The following is a 15,342-nucleotide window of genomic DNA, read 5'->3' as shown; positions in this document are numbered from 1 at the left end:
ATGCAGAACCGGGCGTTCAGAAAAGTACCGACGCAGCTTCCCTCATGAAGATCTCGACGGTCTTCGGCCCTATCCCCTCGAACTCGCACAGGCGCTTCTCCAGCGCCTTACGGTCCGCGCTCGCGGCCACGATGTTACTGACCTTACCGGCGTACTCGCTGTTGAGCTTGTTGGCCAGCGCGAGTAGTCGCGACGCCGTGCTTTCGTCGTAGCGCACGTAACGCGCCTGCCCCAGCATCGACACCAGTTGACGGTGCGTACACTGCGCGAGCTTTTGCGGGGTGTCTTGGTGATGCTGCTCTACTATGACTTGATACGCCTTGGCGGCAATGGCGCCCTGAATCCTTTTGCCCATCAGAAAACTCGCCAGCAACCATTTGAACAGGCCGGTTTCGTTGGCATTGCGCAGGTCGATGTTCAAGTCATCGGCCGTGATGATATCGCTCACAAGTCTCACCTCAAGGCGCGCTTCAATTACAGATGTTGACCCGGCACGGCTTTGAACGATCCACTCGCGACCGCCTGGCCAAGGCAGTAAATTGAATTCCAGGTGGAAAAGGATGGTCATCTTTCAAGAGATGAGAGATGACAAGCATAAGGACCCTCAGATGCTCGGTCGTAAGATGCCCAAAACCAAGGGGCATGACGCCGCAGAAACCGCTCCCATCAAAGCTGCCAGCGAGATAGCCGCTTTCCGCCTGACAGTCATCTTCATGCTGACGGTCATTCTGGCGTTTCTCGGCGTGGAGGGATGGCGAACCTGGCGTGACTATCATGCAGCCTTCTCGTCGGCGCGTGATTCGGTCACCAACCTCGCGCGGGCAACCGCGCAACATGCCGAAGACGCCATCCGCCAGGTCGATGTGTTGACCGCCGCCCTGGGCGAGCGCGTCGAAGGCGACGGTCTGCAGAACATCGACGTACCGCGCATCCACAACTTGCTGGTGCAGCAGGCCAAATTGATGCCGCAGTTGCATGGACTGTTTATCTACGGCCCGGACGGCAAATGGATCGTCACCGACAAGGAAATGATTCCGGACCCTGCGAACAATGCCGATCGCGACTACTTCCAGTATCACCGCGCCAACACCGATCGAAACGTGCGTATCGGTGATGTCGTCAAAAGCAAATCCACGGACGACCTGATCATTCCGATTTCCCGCCGCTTGAATAACCCGGACGGCTCCTTCGCCGGCGTGCTGCTTGGCACCATCAAAGTCAGTTACTTCGTCGATTATTACGGCGATTTCAAGATCGACGACAAGGGTGCCTTGGTGCTGGCGCTGCGCAACGGCACCATTCTCGTGCGTCGTCCTTTCATTGCATCGGTAATCGGTCAGAGCCTCGCCGACAGTGAGGTGTTCAAGAACTACCTGCCGTTTTCCAATCAAGGGATCGCCGAGGTCCGAGCCGTCGTCGACGGCACCCAGCGTCTGTACGGTTACAGAGCTTTGAGCACCTATCCGCTGGTGGTCGAAACCGGCCTGTCCCGCGAATCGATCATTGCGCCGTGGCGCTGGGACCTGATCAAAACCGGCTTTGTGTTGATGTCGGTGATCACCGCGTTCACGGTCTTCGGACTGATCGTCTTGAGGCAACTGCGCCAACGGATGGTGATGGAAAAGGATTTGCGCAAGGCACACCAGGCCATGAAGGACATGGCCTTGACCGACAGCCTGACCGGGCTGGCCAACCGTCGGCGACTGGACACTGCCTTGATTGACGAAATTCGTCTGGCCAGACGCCAGGGTTCGTCGATCTCACTGATCATGATCGACGTCGATCACTTCAAACTCTACAACGACAGCTATGGGCACGCGGCAGGTGATGATTGCCTGAGCGCCGTCGGCCAGGCCATTGCGCAGGCGGTAAAACGGCCGGGTGATCTCGCCGTGCGCTATGGCGGCGAGGAGTTTTCCGTGTTGCTGCCCAACACCGATATTCGCGGGGCGGCGCTTGTGGCTGAGGAAATTCTTGAGGCCATTCGATCCTTGCGGATGGAGCACAGAGCCCATCCGCTGGGTCACGTCACCGCCAGTGCAGGTATTGCGGTTGGCAAACCCGCCGAACATGAAGTGAGCCCCGCCACTCTTATCGAGTCGGCTGACAAACTGCTTTATGCCGCGAAGCAGAAAGGCAGGGATCGCTACTGTATCGGCGAGGAAGTGCTCGGCGCCTAGCCACCCCTCTTCAACGGGAGCGCAGCATCACGGCTGCGCGAACCCGCTGTACGCCAAACACCGTCATGCGCAGGAATTCCTGGTGACTGACCGGCAAGTGCTGGCAGTCCAGGCCGCGCTTGAGTTTGCTGTGGTCGACATCAGGATCATGCAAGTAGACGAAGTCCTCGTCACACCCGGTGATGATGACCCAATGCGGCGCTTTCAAGCGGGTGAATCGGTAGCTGCTGATCAGCACCAGCGGTTTGTATCCGGCCGCCAACGCAGCGCCGATCTGCAGATAATCACCCAGAACCTGCTCGACTTGCGTGGCAGCCAGTTCCTGGGCAAACCCATCCTCGACCAGTTTCATGATCGACTTCTTCTCCGTGCTGCGTACGCCGTGAAGAAAAAGCGAGCCCGCGTGACTGACTTCCAGGCGCACATCGAAACCGCGCCGCCAGGCCGCCAGTGCGAGGCCCTGAGGACTGCAGCCACCGTGCCCCGCCGTCATGAAAATGGTGGTTGCCTCGCGCCACAACTGGATTTCCTCCGCTCGGGTCATGGCACGGGTCGGATCGATGGCAGACATCGCCATCAGCAGGCACGCGGCGCCGCAGGTGAACTCGGTGGTCTGCTGGTAATACGGCACTTGCCGGGCGGGCGCTGGTGTTTCGCGCAGGATGCGTTTCTCGTAGCGCAACGCCTCGCAGAGGTCTTCGTAGTAGTCCTCGACGCTGGCAAAGCGCTGATAGCCATTGGCTTCGTAGAGGCGGATGGCAGCGGTATTGTCAGCGCGCACCTCCAGGCGCAGCCATGCGCAGTTGCGCGCCAATGCGCAGGCCTGGGCCTGTTCCAGCAGACGCTGGCCAAGCTCATGTCCGCGCCACGCAGGGCTGACCGCAATCGAATACAGGCGTCCAAGTGAGGTGCCTCGGTGAAAAAGCACCAACGCGTAACCGCAAAGTGTTGCGCCCGAGGTGACGACAATCAGCGCGGCATTGGCTCGACTGAGCATCCAGCTGAAGTTGCGCTGATTCAACCGGTCGAGGGTAAAACACACCCGCTCCAATTCGACCAGATCGTCGATATCGTCCATGGATGCAAAGCGAAAATCAAAAGACATGACCGCACCGTAAAGTTTGAGTAACGAACCGGGACAGACCGAAAGGCCCGTGATTTATTGAAGCGGCGTCTTCTTCAACAGGGATTCATTACTCATGTCAGCGGTGCAAGCCAACGTGAACGAAGTATTAGACAAAACCGAGCATTCGACAATCTCCCTCAGCGAGGAACCTCCCAGTATCAAGCCCTCGGGAAGTCGATTGCTCATACTGGTCGAACGCAAGGATGACTGGGCTGATTACCTGCCCAGCGAGAGCCTGATGCTGGCTCAGGATTACCTTGAACACAGCGATGATTTTCCTCATCGCACCCAGGTCATAAACCTCTGCCGCAATTACAAATACCTCGGTCAGGGCTATTACTGCTCATTGCTGGCCGAAGCGCGCGGACACAAGGTTTTCCCCTCGGTACGCACCGTCAGCGAGCTGGCGCGCAAAGCGCTTTACGGGGTCGGGCTGAATGATCTGCAACGCACCCTGGAGCGGGCGCTGGCGAACCACCCGTACGGCGAAACCGAGGCTTTCACGCTGTCGTTGTACTTCGGCAAGGCCTCGATCGAGCCGCTGCAAGAGATCGGCCGTCAGCTGTTCGAGGCGTTCCCCTGCCCTATCCTGCTGGTGGAATTCCGCCGTGGTGAGAGCTGGCAGATCGCAGGCATCAAGGCCGGTGCACTGCACAAACTTCGCGATGAACAGCAGCATGTTTTCGCTGATGCGCTGGATGCCTTCAATCGCAGAACGTGGCGTCAGCCCGCCTCCAAACGTGTGGCCCGCTACGACCTGGCCATCCTCCATGATCCTGACGAAGCCCTGCCGCCGTCTAATCCCGAGGCATTGCAGCGTTTCATCGCTGCGGGCGAACAGCTGGGTATCGATGTCGAGCTGATCGAGAAAAAGGACTACGCGCGTCTCGCTGAATTCGACGCATTGTTCATCCGCGAAACCACGCGAGTGGACGATCACACCTATCGATTCGCGAAAAAGGCTGAAAGCGAAGGCCTTGTGGTGATTGACGATCCGTCGTCCATCCTGCGCTGTACCAACAAGGTTTATCTGGCCGATTTGCTGAAGCGTCGCGGGCTGGGCATGCCGGCAACGGAAATACTCTACAAGGATCGTCCGCAGGAACTCGAAAACGCAGGGCGTCGCCTCGGTTTTCCCTTGGTATTGAAAATCCCCGATGGCTGCTTTTCACGGGGTGTGATCAAGGTCGCCGATGCACAAGCGCTGGCCACGGCCGCGCAGGAGTTATTCGAACACTCGGTGTTGCTGCTGGCGCAAGAGTATTGCTACACCGAATACGATTGGCGCGTCGGGGTGCTCAATGGCGAAGCGCTGTATGCCTGCCGATACTTCATGTCCAAGGGGCATTGGCAGATTTACAACCACAAGGCGCTGCCCGGCGAGATCAACGGAATGTGCGAGGCGGTGCCGGTCGAGCAAGCGCCGCCCGCAGTCGTGCAGCTCGCCGTACAGACGGCGCGGCTGATCGGCGACGGCCTCTACGGCGTCGACCTCAAGCAAGCGGGTGATCGGGTGCTGGTGATCGAAGTGAACGACAATCCCAACCTCGATGCGGGCATCGAAGACGCGGTGCTGGGCGACGAATTGTACCGGCGCGTATTACAGGCTTTTACCCAAAGGCTTGAGCTCAAACACCGTGGCCAAGCGTGGTGAGCAATGATTGAAGGCTATTGCATTGATTGCGGCGCCCTGCACAGGACATCGCAGGACCAGGCGACTGTCTGGCTGTGTGTCGCCCCGGACGCAGCCGAGCAACTGGATTTGCACAGACGCCTGGGCATCGGCGCGCAAGCGATAGAGTCGTCGCTGGACCCTGATGAAGTCGCCCGCATCGAGGTCAAGCCAGATCACCTGTTCCTGATCTGGAAGCGTCCGGAAAGCTTCGACGGGCGCGCATTCAACGTTTCGTCCTTCGGAGTGGTGCTGAGCGAAAAACGCCTGGTGGTCATTTGCGCGAGCAACTCGCTGCTTTCGGGTCTTGAGCACGATGCGCAAATGACCGGGCCGCTGGACGTGCTGATGGCGTTACTCGCAGAAAGCGTTCACCACTATCTCGGGCATTTGCGCGTGGTCAAACAGATCGCTCGGGAGATCCAACAGCAATTCACCCGGGCGATGGACAATCAACAATTGGCGCAGATGTACAACCTGAGCGAAAGCCTCGTGTACTACGTCAATGCGATTCAAAGTAACGGAGCAGTGCTGACGCTGCTGCGCAACCACGGCCAGCGTCAGGGCTTCAGCGACAGTCAACTGGCTGCGCTGAACGATCTGATCGTGGAAAACGAACAAAGCTTCCAGCAGGCCAGAATTCACGCCAAGGTGTTCGCCAACCTCATCGAATCCCATGGCAACCTTGCCAACAACAGCATGAACCGGGCCCTGCGCAAGCTGACACTGATCAACGTCGTATTCCTTCCTTTGAACCTGATCGCCGGCATCGGTGGCATGTCGGAGTTCAGCATGATGACGTCCAGCGTCCCATGGTGGATGTCCTTTCCCGTGCTGATCGCCTGCATGGGCCTCGTGGGCGCGGGGATGGTGCTGGTATTGCGGCGCATGGCCTGAATTCAGAGCACATTCTGCTAATGCCTGCGCCGCATGCGGGCGTCAATTGGTCCGGCTGACCACCCGGATATGCGTAATCCCTACCCGCTCAGCCTGCTCGATAATCTGCTCTGGCGTCGAATCCGCCGTGGGCATGACCAGGCTGTTTTCGGCATCGCCCAGATGCAGTTCGAGCAGATGCATCGCCGCGTCGTGCTCGGCCAGTTGCGCTTCCTTGAGTTCGAGCAGATAAGTACGAGGCTCGCCGTTGAAACGGTATTCGATGTGATAGGTGTACATGTTGTCGTCCGCGTCGGTGGGAAAAGGCACTGTTTATCCTGACGTAGCGGTCAGCTTTTAGTTCAACCTGACTGCCAAATTGCATTTGCGAACAAACTTTTTGCGCAGCGAAGCGTCCTCTTCTTAACTCTCCACAACAGCTGATCACAGCTAAGGACTGGCAATGACCTTTTTCATCTTCCTCTTGGCCTGCGCGGCGGCGGCAACCACTGGCGTAATGTTCAAACCCGGCCCGTGGTATGAATCGCTGACCAAACCCTCCTTCACCCCGCCCAACTGGGCCTTTCCGGTAGCGTGGACGATCATCTACCTGCTGCTGGCCTGGGCCGGCTATCGCCTGAGCCTGATCCCCGGCAGCCAAACGGTGCTGGCCTTGTGGGCCGCGCAAATCGCCCTGAACACGCTGTGGACGCCGGTGTTCTTCGGCGCGCATCAGGTGCTGGCGGCGCTGGTGATTCTGGCGGTGCTGTGGGTGGTCGTCGCGGTGATGGTCGTGCTCGCACTGCAACTGGACGTGGTCACCGGGCTGATTCTGTTCCCGTACCTGGCGTGGCTGTGCGTTGCGGCGGCGCTGAACTGCTCGATCCTGATGAAGAATCGCCTGTGAGCGAATTTCCATGGCCGCAAGGCGAGCCTGAGCTGGCACAGGTTCGCGCATTCAACAAAAAGCTCGCCTGGCTGCCACGCTTCAAGATCCGCAATCGCCTCACCCCACGGCTGATTCAGGCGTTGCTGCGGGCGGGTCAGCTCGGCGGCGCTGGCAAGCTGCGCCAGCATGGGCTGAGCGCCGAACGGAAGATCATCGACACGGTGGCGGTACGCATCATCCGTCCCAAGGGCAAAGCCAGAGGCGTGGTGCTGGATTTCCATGGTGGCGGCTGGGTGATCGGCAATGCGCAGATGAACGACAACTTCAACATCGCCATCGTCAACGCCTGCGACGTGGCGGTGCTGTCGGTTGATTATCGGCTGGCCGTGTCGACGCCAATCGAGGGCTTGCTGGAAGACTGTCTGCGCGCCACTCGCGGCATCTTGAACGATGGCGAATTTGCCGGACTGCCCGTGGTCGTCGTCGGTGAATCGGCCGGCGGACATCTGGCGGCGGCCACCCTGCTCGCGCTCAAATCTTCGCCGCAACTGCTGCAACGGATCTGCGGCGCGCTGCTGTATTACGGCGTCTACGACCTGACCGGCACGCCCAGCGTGCGCGCCGCGCCAGCCGATACCTTGGTGCTCGACGGCCCCGGCATGGTCGAAGCGTTGCGCCTGCTCACACCTGATATCAGCGACGAACAACGACGCCAGCCACCACTGTCGCCGCTGTATGGCGATTTCAGCGGACTGCCACCAGCGCTGCTGTTTGTCGGCGACCTCGATCCGCTGCTGGATGACACGCGACTCATCGCTGAGCGCTGGCAGCAAGCGGCGCCGGTGGAGATGTACGTGCTGCCAGAGTGTCCGCATGGCTTCATTCACTTCCCGACCGCCACTGCTGACCATGTGCTGGCTTACAGCCGCAAGTGGATTTCGGCGCGAGTGGCAAGCTACTCAGCGAAAACCGCCGAAATCAGCCCGGCGTTTTCGTAGCTGCCGATTGCATGGCGAGCCATAAAGAAACGAGACAAACAAAAGGCGCCTTCACCGGCGCCTTTTTTTGTTTGCGCTGAACCCTGCGCGATCGTTCACCCCATGCCGATTGTGGCTCAAACCGTAAACAGTCTTTACCCAATCCGCGCCTGTTTCCCCCGCCAGCCGCCGCATAGAGTTTGTTCCAGCAGCACACTCAACTTCAGCAAAGGAAAATACCCATGAAAGTCTCAATGCTCGTCCTCACACTCTTCGGCTTCAGCTCGGTGGTCATGGCTCAGGACTCGACTACCACGCCTCCCGTCGAGCAATACACCTACGCCAGTCACCTCGACGTCGCCAAAATCATCTCGGAAGATCCCGTGCCGGATGTCTGCGCCGTAGTGCCGGTGCACATGACTTATCAGGACTCCCAAGGCAAACAGCACATCCTGCAATACGAGGTCATGGGCAGCGGTTGCAGCAACGGCTGATCCGGCCAATATCTCGCACACCCATTGCGTCTCAGAGTTGGCTCGCTGAGACGCAAATGCTTTACCGCTTCAATCGATAAGCGCCTGAGCAGTGCTCGCCAACTGCGCGCCGACCCGGGTTTTCAAGGTATCGATGAATCGCGTGATCTTCGCATCGACAAACTGGCGAGACGTGTAGACCGCGTAAACATTGCGCTCGTAGGTGTGGTAATCGGGCAGCACCCGCACCAGCCTGCCGGCACGCAAATCGTCGATCGCCGTGAAGCCTGCCAACAGACCAATCCCCGCCCCTTCGCGAATGGCAACGGCCATTGCGTCCATATCGTTCACGCTGAAACTCGGCCCACTCGGAATGAACGTCGCATCGCCCGCCTTGCTTTTGAGCTGCCATTCATCGCGCACGTAATCCACGGTACCGAGCAGCAGGCATTGATGATCGCAAAGCTGCTCCGGCGTTTCGGGGGCGCCATGCCGCGCCAGGTATTGCGGAGAGGCCACCAGTACGCAGTGACTGACGCCGATCTTCTGGCTGACATACGCCGAATCCGGCAGCGTTCGCGCGATCAGAATGGACACGTCCAACTGATCCTCAAGCAGATTGGGCATGCGTTGGGAGAGCATCAAATCGACGGTCACTTCGGGAAACGCCTGGCGATATTCCAGCACCGCGCCGGTCACCAGTTGCCGCGCCAGTCCGGGCACGCAGTGCACGCGTAACGTCCCTCGTGGTTGCAAGGCGGCATTGCTCGCCTCGGCTTCGGCGCTTTCCAGGTCAGCGAGAATCTTCACGCAGCGTTCATAAAACCGCCGGCCCGCGTCGGTCACCGAGAGACGCCGGGTCGAGCGTTGCAACAGGCGGGTGTCGAGCACGTTTTCCAACGCCGAAACCGCACGCGATACGTTACCAACGGTGGAGTCGAGATGGTTGGCCACGGCAGTGAAACTGCCCATCTCGACTACCTTGATGTACACCGACATGTTTGAAAGTTTGTCCATCCTGATCGTCCTGTAGACCTGCCACTCACTGCGGATAACGTCGGATGCTACACGCTCGCTCCTGCGCTCGATATTACCTTCTGGGACAACAATGATTCCCTCGTGGCCGGCTAAATCAAACGGCACGCCTTCCATAGACTGGATTCCACGGGACGCCTGAACCACTGCGTACAAGGCGCCGAATGAATCCTCAACCATGAAGGCGACATCCATGAACACTCCTTACGATCCGCTCTATCTCTTCATCGGTGGTCAATGGCTCACCGCCCAGGACCGCGCGACCGCCGCCGTGGTCAACCCGGCAACCGGCGAGGAAATCGGCCAGGTGCCACTCGCCACCGCCCAAGACCTGGATCACGCCCTCGAAGTGGCCCGACTGAGCTTCGACCAATGGCGCCAGACCGTGCCGGACCAGCGCGCAAAAATCCTCAAGCGCGCCGCCGACCTGATCCTCGAACGCGCCCCGCACATCGCTGCGCAGATGACACTGGAAGAAGGCAAGCCACTGCGCGAAAGCCTCGATGAAGTGACCCGTGCGGCGGAATATTTCGAGTGGTTCGCCGAAAGCGCACGACGCATCGACGGCCGTGTCGTCCCGGCCAATCGTCCGGGTGTACTGCAACTGGTCAAACGCCAAGCCATCGGCCCCGTCGCAGCGTTCACACCGTGGAATTTCCCGGCCATCACCCCGGCGCGCAAGCTCTCGGCAGCGCTGGCTGCCGGTTGCAGTGTGGTGCTCAAGCCTGGCGAGGAAAGCCCCTCCACCGCGCTGGCCCTGGCCCGGGCGCTGGACGATGCCGGCTTGCCCAAAGGCGTGCTGCAAGTGGTGTTCGGTGTGCCGGATCAAGTGTCCAGCCATTTGATTGCCTCACCGATCGTTCGCAAAGTGACCTTCACCGGTTCGGTGCCGATCGGTCGGCTGCTCTCGGCCCGCGCTGCCGAAGGCGTCAAGCCGATCACTCTGGAACTGGGCGGCCACGGCCCGGTGCTGGTGTTTGCCGACGCCGACATCGAAGAGGCTGCTGTGGAAGGCGTCGCCAATCGCTTTCGCGGCACCGGCCAGGTGTGCATTTCATCGACTCGTTTTCTTATCCAGCGTGAGGCCTACGCCGAGTTTGTCGAGCACTTCGTCGCGGCCACCCAAGCGTTGAAAATCGGCGACGGCATGGATCCGCAAACCCAGGTCGGCCCTCTGGCGAACCCACGGCAACTGGCGAAGATGGAGCAACTGATCGCCGACGCCGTGGAGAAAGGTGCACGGGTGCTGGCCGGCGGTGAAGCGTTGCCGGGCGCAGGCTTCTTCTTTCAGCCCACCGTATTGGCCGATGTGCCGATGAGTGCGCGAATCATGCACGAAGAACCCTTTGGCCCCATCGCGATACTGATGCCTTTCGATGAGTTGAGCAATGGCCTGCAAGAAGCCAACCGCCTGCCCTACGGCCTTTCGGCCTACGCGTTCACTTCCAATGCGCGCACCGCGATCGACGTCGCCGATGGCCTGGAAGCCGGAATGATCGGCATCAACCAGTACCGCATCGTCGCCACCGAGCTGCCCTTCGGCGGCATGAAGGAAAGCGGCCACGGTTCCGAAGGCGGCATCGAAGGCATCGAGCACTACCTCACTAACAAATTCATCAGCCAGGTTTAAGGGGATTTCCATGTCGACTATCGATTTCAGCAGCCCACGCGAAGCCGCCCGCGCCTTCACCCCGAAACTGGCGCAATTCGTGGACTCAACGCTGTACCCGCAAATCTGGAGTGACCCCGCATTGGCACCCCGCGAGCGCAGCCTAATCACTGTCGCTGCGCTGATTGCCGGCGGCCACTGCGAAGAATTACCCGCGCATCTGCGCCGTGCCGTCGGCAATGGCGTGAGCCATGAAGAGTTGGCGGCGGCGATCACGCACCTGGCGTTTTACGTCGGTTTTCCGGGCGCCATCACCGCCTCGGCCATCGCCAATGCCACGCTTGCCGACACGGAGCAACGCTGAGATGAAAGCCATCAACCTGAAAGCATTCGGTTCGGCAGAAGTGCTGCAACTCGGTGAAGCGCCCAACCCTGAAGTGCGCGCGACCGACCTGCTGGTGCGTGTCTATGCGGCCGGCGTGAACCGTGCCGACCTGACCCACCGAACCGGCGGCTACGGCCATGCGAACTTCGGCGACTCGCTGATCATCGGTCTGGAGATTGCCGGGGAAGTGATCGAGACCGGCAGCGAGGTGAGTGGATTCGCCGTCGGCGACCGGGTGATGGGCGTCGTCGGCGGCGGCGCCTACGCCGAACTGGCGCGCATCGACTACCGCATGGCCATGCCGATTCCGGCGCAGCTCGACTATGTGCACGCCGCGGCGATTCCCGAAGTGTTCGTCACCGCCCACGAAGCGATGCTGCACCTGGCCCGACTCCAGTCAGGTGACTCGGTGCTGATCCATGCCGCCGCCGGCGGCGTCGGTTCCGCTGCCGTGCAACTGGCCTTTGCCACGGGCGCCACGGTGTACGCGACCACCGAAGGCAGCAAGCTGTCGCGCGTCGAACACCTGGGCGCCGACGTGGCCATCGACTACAAAAACGAGGATTTCGCCGCAGTCATCGCCGACAAAACCCAAGGTCGCGGGGTCGACGTGATCATCGACTTCATTGGCGCACCCTACTTCGCCCGCAACATCGCCTCGCTGGTCCACGGCGGGCGCCTGGTGCAGGTCGGCATTCTTGGCGGCGGCGGCAAGGTCGACGTGGAGCTGGAGCACATCCTCTACCGACATCTGCAAATCATCGGCACGGTGATGAAGTCGCGCACCCAGCCGGAGAAGCACGCGATGATCCAGCGCTTTCGCGACCACTGGCTGGAACGCTTCGCCGGCGCTGCGAGTCTGGAACCGGTGGTGGACAGCACCTTCCCGCTATCCCGCGCAGCCGATGCCCATCGGAGGATGGAGTCTTCGCAGAATGTCGGGAAGATTATTCTGACGATGCAGCCGGAGGATTTGCGCTAGGACAGACATAAAAAAAGGCCAGTCCGTTGAGCTGACTGGCCTTGGTTTGTCTGACGTTTTCGCTGATCAGCTCACCTTGATCACAACCTTGCCAAACGCCCCTTTCGCCAGATGCTCATAGGCCTCGCGCGCCTGTTCGAACGGATAGACATGGTCGATCACCGGGCGAATGTCGTGCTCGGCGAGGAACACGTTCATCCGGTCGAACGATGAACGCGGTGCCACCGCAATGCCGCGAATGGTGGTCTGGCGGAAGATCAGCGGCATCAGGTTCAGCTCGACGGTCTGCCCTGTCAGAAAGCCAATCTGCGCTATCCGCCCCGAGGCCTTGGTCGCTGCTACCGACTGATTGATGCCATTGCCTCCCGCCACATCGAGCAGCAGGTCCACACCCTTGCCCTCGGTGAGTTTCAGCACCTCGTCCGCCCAGTTCGGCGTGCTGCGGTAGTTGATACCGGCGACCGCGCCCAGACGTTTTACCGCGTGCAGGTTTTCATCGCTGCTTGAGGTAGCGATGACTTTGGCGCCCAGCGCGGTGGCGATCTGCACGGCGAAAATCGATACGCCGCCGGTACCCTGCACCAACACAGTCTGGCCCGGTTGAATAGCGCCGAAATCCACCAGCGCATACCACGCAGTCAGTGCGGCGATCGGCAGTGTCGCCGCCTCTTCATCGCTCATGTTGGCCGGCGCGCCGACGGCGCTGTCCTGATGAATGATCATGTACTCGGCGAGGCCACCGGGCAGCGGCGAACCGAAGCAATAATCCGGCTCGCTCGGCCCCGGCTCGCCATCCAACCAGCGCGAGTACAGATGTGAATTGACGCGGTCGCCAACCTTGAAACGAGTAACACCGGCGCCGATTGCAACTACGGTACCGGCGGCATCGCTCACCGGAATCAGCGGTTTCGGCACCAGGTGCGGCTCGTAGATACCGTCAACGATGGCCTTGTCGCGAAAATTCAGCGAGACCGCGCCGACCTTGACCAGCAGCTCGCCAGCCTTGGGCTGCGGGGTTTGCGTCTCGCCCAGTTGCAGATTGTCGAGCCCGAAATCTTTCAGTAACCACGCTTTCATGATGTGTCTCCAAATGCATTATTGGCCGCAATCCCTCAGCGGGCTTGCCTTGGGGCCATGATTGGCTTTTACATCAGCGCAATAAATGCCTGGAAACAGACATGATTGTTCTATTCTCAGGCAACAAATCCAGATACTGAAGCTCACCGGAAAAGTCATGGAATTACTGCAATCAATGCGCCTGTTCGCCCGACTGGCGGAGCTGGGCAGTTTCACCAAAGCCGCTGAGTCGCTGGACATCGGCCGGCCGCAGGTCACTCGCTATATTCAGGAACTGGAAACATCGCTGGGCGTGCGCCTCTTCCAGCGCACTACGAGGAAAGTCGCACTCACCGCCGAGGGTGAACTTTTCTATCAGCGGGTCCAGGAAATTCTGGCCGAGATCACCGCCGCCACCACAATGTTCGATCGCACCGGAGCCACGCTGTCCGGCCGCCTGCGCATCGACATTCCCACGGCGTTCGCGCAGCTGGAATTCATCAAAAGCCTGCGCGAATTCACCGACACCTACCCCGGCATCGATATGGTGCTGGGCGTCACCGATCGTGCGGTTGATCTGGTCGGCGAAGGCATCGACTGCGCGCTGCGCATCGGCGAGCTGCCCGACTCAACCCTGATCGCCCGCCCTATCGCCTTGGCGACCATGGTCACCTGCGCCGCGCCCGAATACCTGCGCGAGCACGGCACACCGGAAACGCTTGGAGATCTGGCGAACCATCAAGGCGTGAACTTTCTCTCGGGCCAGAACAACCGCACCTTGCCCTGGCAGTTTTCAGTTGAGGGCAAACAGAAATCCTACGTCAGCCGCCAAGGTATTACCGTCACCGAGTCGAACGCCTACGTGCAGTGTGGCGTGTCGGGCTTCGGCATTATTCAGGCACCGGGTATCGCGGTGGCAGAGCATCTGGCTAACGGTGCTCTGGTGGAAATTCTGCAACCGCTGCGCCCGCTGCCTCGGCCAGTGACGCTTTTGTACCCGAGCCGCACGCATTTGCCGGCGCAGGTGCAGGTGTTTATCGAATGGCTGCAGGTGCGGTTTGTGCAGTTGCATGGGGGGTGGGTGGTAGGTTGAATCTGGCTTTATCCCGCAGTTTCTGCAGCGTGCGCACCTAGGATTTAACACTGATCCCGCGAGCAGCAAAGACTTCACGCGCAGCCGTTATACCGTTCAAGGCGCTGGGAAATCCTGCGTATACGGTCATTTGCAAGATCACATCGACCACCGCCTCCGGTGTGCACCCGACGTTCAGGGCGCCGCCGATATGCACTTTCAGTTGTGGCTGTGCATTGCCCAGTGCGGTCAGTGCCGCAACGGTTGCCAGCTCACGAGTGCAGTGATCGAGCCCGGGGCGGGCGAAGACATCGCCGTAGGCAAAACTCAGAATCCAGTCCGCAAGCTCTGGAGCAGTATCCTTCAATGAATCAACCACTGCCTGACCAGGTCCGCCAGTAATCTGCGTCAGAGCGGCTTCTCCGCGCGCTCGACGATCAGTCATCTCCACCGGCGCTGCCACACTGGTCACGCTTGCGCCAATCAATGTGGCGGACAGCAAGCGGTTGAAACCGGGAAGTTTACGGATCATGGTGATGCTCCTTTTGCTCGAGTTGGTGATAGATCTGAATCTTGTTATCCAGAACCTCCAGGGACTGGCTCAACTGGCTGATCTGCGCTTGCACGTCCCGGCGATGCTGCTCGAGAAGCTCGCGGCGTTCTGCCAGGGTCGAGTCGCCTGATCGGCGCAGTTCGGCATACCGCAGCATTTGCTGGATCGGCATTCCGGTCGCCTTCAACCGGAGCAGAAACTCGGCCCACAGCACATCCTTCTCGGCGTACACCCGGTGGCCATTGCCACCGCGCCCAACCGGGTCGAACAGCCCGATGCGCTCGTAATAGCGGATCGTGTGAGCGCTCAAATCAAGGCGCTTGGCCAACTGTGAAATTGTCAGTTCTGGATTCATGTCATCACCGTAAAGGTTTGAGCGTGCTCTAAGTCAATGGCTATTTTCAATCAGTTGGAATCAGACAAATCGCGGGCACTATCCGCGCGGTCCGTCGCTATC

Annotated in this window: 17 protein-coding genes; 10 read left to right on the top strand and 7 right to left on the bottom strand. The window is 59.9% G+C overall.

The window, feature by feature from the left end; all coding sequences use genetic code 11:
- Nucleotides 1-16 precede the first annotated feature (16 nt).
- Entirely contained in the window at nucleotides 17-448 is a 432-nt protein-coding gene (locus AB4N85_RS06325) for an HhH-GDP family DNA glycosylase (RefSeq protein WP_252869278.1), read from the bottom strand.
- A 160-nt stretch (nucleotides 449-608) separates the two neighbouring features.
- On the opposite strand from AB4N85_RS06325, the gene AB4N85_RS06320 reads away from it, so the two are divergent.
- The gene (locus tag AB4N85_RS06320; protein ID WP_252869277.1) at nucleotides 609-2,180 is read left to right on the top strand and encodes a sensor domain-containing diguanylate cyclase; all 1,572 of its coding nucleotides are present in this window, start codon (nucleotides 609-611) and stop codon (nucleotides 2,178-2,180) included.
- 10 nt (nucleotides 2,181-2,190) lie between these two features.
- Here AB4N85_RS06320 and AB4N85_RS06315 read toward each other — a convergent pair whose 3' ends face one another.
- Nucleotides 2,191-3,285 carry a GNAT family N-acetyltransferase/peptidase C39 family protein gene (locus AB4N85_RS06315; RefSeq protein WP_460067415.1) on the bottom strand — a complete coding sequence of 365 codons (1,095 nt, stop codon included), beginning with the start codon at nucleotides 3,283-3,285 and terminating at the stop codon, nucleotides 2,191-2,193.
- A gap of 94 nt (nucleotides 3,286-3,379) precedes the next feature.
- Between AB4N85_RS06315 and AB4N85_RS06310 the strand changes: the two genes are divergently transcribed.
- Nucleotides 3,380-4,960: a RimK family protein gene (locus AB4N85_RS06310; RefSeq protein ID WP_071171957.1), complete on the top strand. Its 1,581-nt coding sequence runs from the start codon at nucleotides 3,380-3,382 to the stop codon at nucleotides 4,958-4,960.
- 3 nt (nucleotides 4,961-4,963) lie between these two features.
- Nucleotides 4,964-5,875 (top strand): magnesium transporter CorA family protein, encoded by a 912-nt coding sequence (locus AB4N85_RS06305; RefSeq protein WP_252869275.1) that lies wholly within the window; start codon nucleotides 4,964-4,966, stop codon nucleotides 5,873-5,875.
- Nucleotides 5,876-5,917: 42 nt separating this feature from the next.
- On the opposite strand, the gene AB4N85_RS06300 is transcribed toward AB4N85_RS06305, so the two are convergent.
- On the bottom strand, nucleotides 5,918-6,184 hold the full coding sequence (locus tag AB4N85_RS06300) for a hypothetical protein (RefSeq protein ID WP_252869274.1): 267 nt from the start codon (nucleotides 6,182-6,184) through the stop codon (nucleotides 5,918-5,920).
- Between the two features lie 133 nt (nucleotides 6,185-6,317).
- Between AB4N85_RS06300 and tspO the strand changes: the two genes are divergently transcribed.
- From tspO to AB4N85_RS06285, 3 genes are all read left to right on the top strand, one after another.
- A complete protein-coding gene (gene tspO / locus AB4N85_RS06295; protein ID WP_041480509.1) occupies nucleotides 6,318-6,761 on the top strand; it encodes a tryptophan-rich sensory protein TspO in 444 nt (147 codons plus the stop codon).
- The gene (locus AB4N85_RS06290) at nucleotides 6,758-7,741 is read left to right on the top strand and encodes an alpha/beta hydrolase (protein WP_252869273.1); all 984 of its coding nucleotides are present in this window, start codon (nucleotides 6,758-6,760) and stop codon (nucleotides 7,739-7,741) included. Before tspO ends, AB4N85_RS06290 begins: the two co-directional genes overlap by 4 nt.
- A 221-nt stretch (nucleotides 7,742-7,962) precedes the next feature.
- Nucleotides 7,963-8,214: a DUF2790 domain-containing protein gene (locus AB4N85_RS06285; protein WP_252869272.1), complete on the top strand. Its 252-nt coding sequence runs from the start codon at nucleotides 7,963-7,965 to the stop codon at nucleotides 8,212-8,214.
- A 69-nt stretch (nucleotides 8,215-8,283) separates the two neighbouring features.
- On the opposite strand, the gene AB4N85_RS06280 is transcribed toward AB4N85_RS06285, so the two are convergent.
- Entirely contained in the window at nucleotides 8,284-9,210 is a 927-nt protein-coding gene (locus AB4N85_RS06280; protein WP_252869271.1) for a LysR family transcriptional regulator, read from the bottom strand.
- Between the two features lie 211 nt (nucleotides 9,211-9,421).
- On the opposite strand from AB4N85_RS06280, the gene AB4N85_RS06275 reads away from it, so the two are divergent.
- The 3 genes from AB4N85_RS06275 to AB4N85_RS06265 are packed head-to-tail and all read left to right on the top strand — an operon-like array spanning nucleotide 9,422 to nucleotide 12,204.
- Nucleotides 9,422-10,858, top strand: coding sequence for an NAD-dependent succinate-semialdehyde dehydrogenase (locus AB4N85_RS06275; RefSeq protein WP_252869270.1), 1,437 nt, complete (start codon nucleotides 9,422-9,424; stop codon nucleotides 10,856-10,858).
- Between the two features lie 10 nt (nucleotides 10,859-10,868).
- Nucleotides 10,869-11,201: a carboxymuconolactone decarboxylase family protein gene (locus AB4N85_RS06270; protein WP_095179658.1), complete on the top strand. Its 333-nt coding sequence runs from the start codon at nucleotides 10,869-10,871 to the stop codon at nucleotides 11,199-11,201.
- A gap of 1 nt (nucleotide 11,202) precedes the next feature.
- Nucleotides 11,203-12,204, top strand: a complete 1,002-nt coding sequence (locus AB4N85_RS06265; RefSeq protein ID WP_236169207.1) for an NAD(P)H-quinone oxidoreductase — start codon at nucleotides 11,203-11,205, stop codon at nucleotides 12,202-12,204.
- Between the two features lie 66 nt (nucleotides 12,205-12,270).
- On the opposite strand, the gene AB4N85_RS06260 is transcribed toward AB4N85_RS06265, so the two are convergent.
- On the bottom strand, nucleotides 12,271-13,281 hold the full coding sequence (locus tag AB4N85_RS06260; RefSeq protein ID WP_236169206.1) for a zinc-dependent alcohol dehydrogenase family protein: 1,011 nt from the start codon (nucleotides 13,279-13,281) through the stop codon (nucleotides 12,271-12,273).
- A gap of 157 nt (nucleotides 13,282-13,438) precedes the next feature.
- Between AB4N85_RS06260 and AB4N85_RS06255 the strand changes: the two genes are divergently transcribed.
- Nucleotides 13,439-14,353 (top strand): LysR family transcriptional regulator, encoded by a 915-nt coding sequence (locus AB4N85_RS06255; protein ID WP_056784938.1) that lies wholly within the window; start codon nucleotides 13,439-13,441, stop codon nucleotides 14,351-14,353.
- A 37-nt stretch (nucleotides 14,354-14,390) separates the two neighbouring features.
- Here the strand turns inward: AB4N85_RS06255 and AB4N85_RS06250 are convergent, their stop codons facing one another.
- Together AB4N85_RS06250 and AB4N85_RS06245 are read right to left on the bottom strand one after the other, a co-directional pair.
- Nucleotides 14,391-14,783 (bottom strand): carboxymuconolactone decarboxylase family protein, encoded by a 393-nt coding sequence (locus tag AB4N85_RS06250; protein ID WP_016774346.1) that lies wholly within the window; start codon nucleotides 14,781-14,783, stop codon nucleotides 14,391-14,393.
- Nucleotides 14,784-14,853: 70 nt separating this feature from the next.
- Nucleotides 14,854-15,240, bottom strand: a complete 387-nt coding sequence (locus AB4N85_RS06245; RefSeq protein ID WP_056784936.1) for a MerR family transcriptional regulator — start codon at nucleotides 15,238-15,240, stop codon at nucleotides 14,854-14,856.
- Between the last annotated feature and the right edge of the window lie 102 nt (nucleotides 15,241-15,342).

Source organism: Pseudomonas sp. H1_G08, assembly GCF_054681355.1.
The sequence above is the reverse complement of the archived record's forward strand: the minus strand, read 5'-3'. Positions and strand labels throughout refer to the sequence as shown.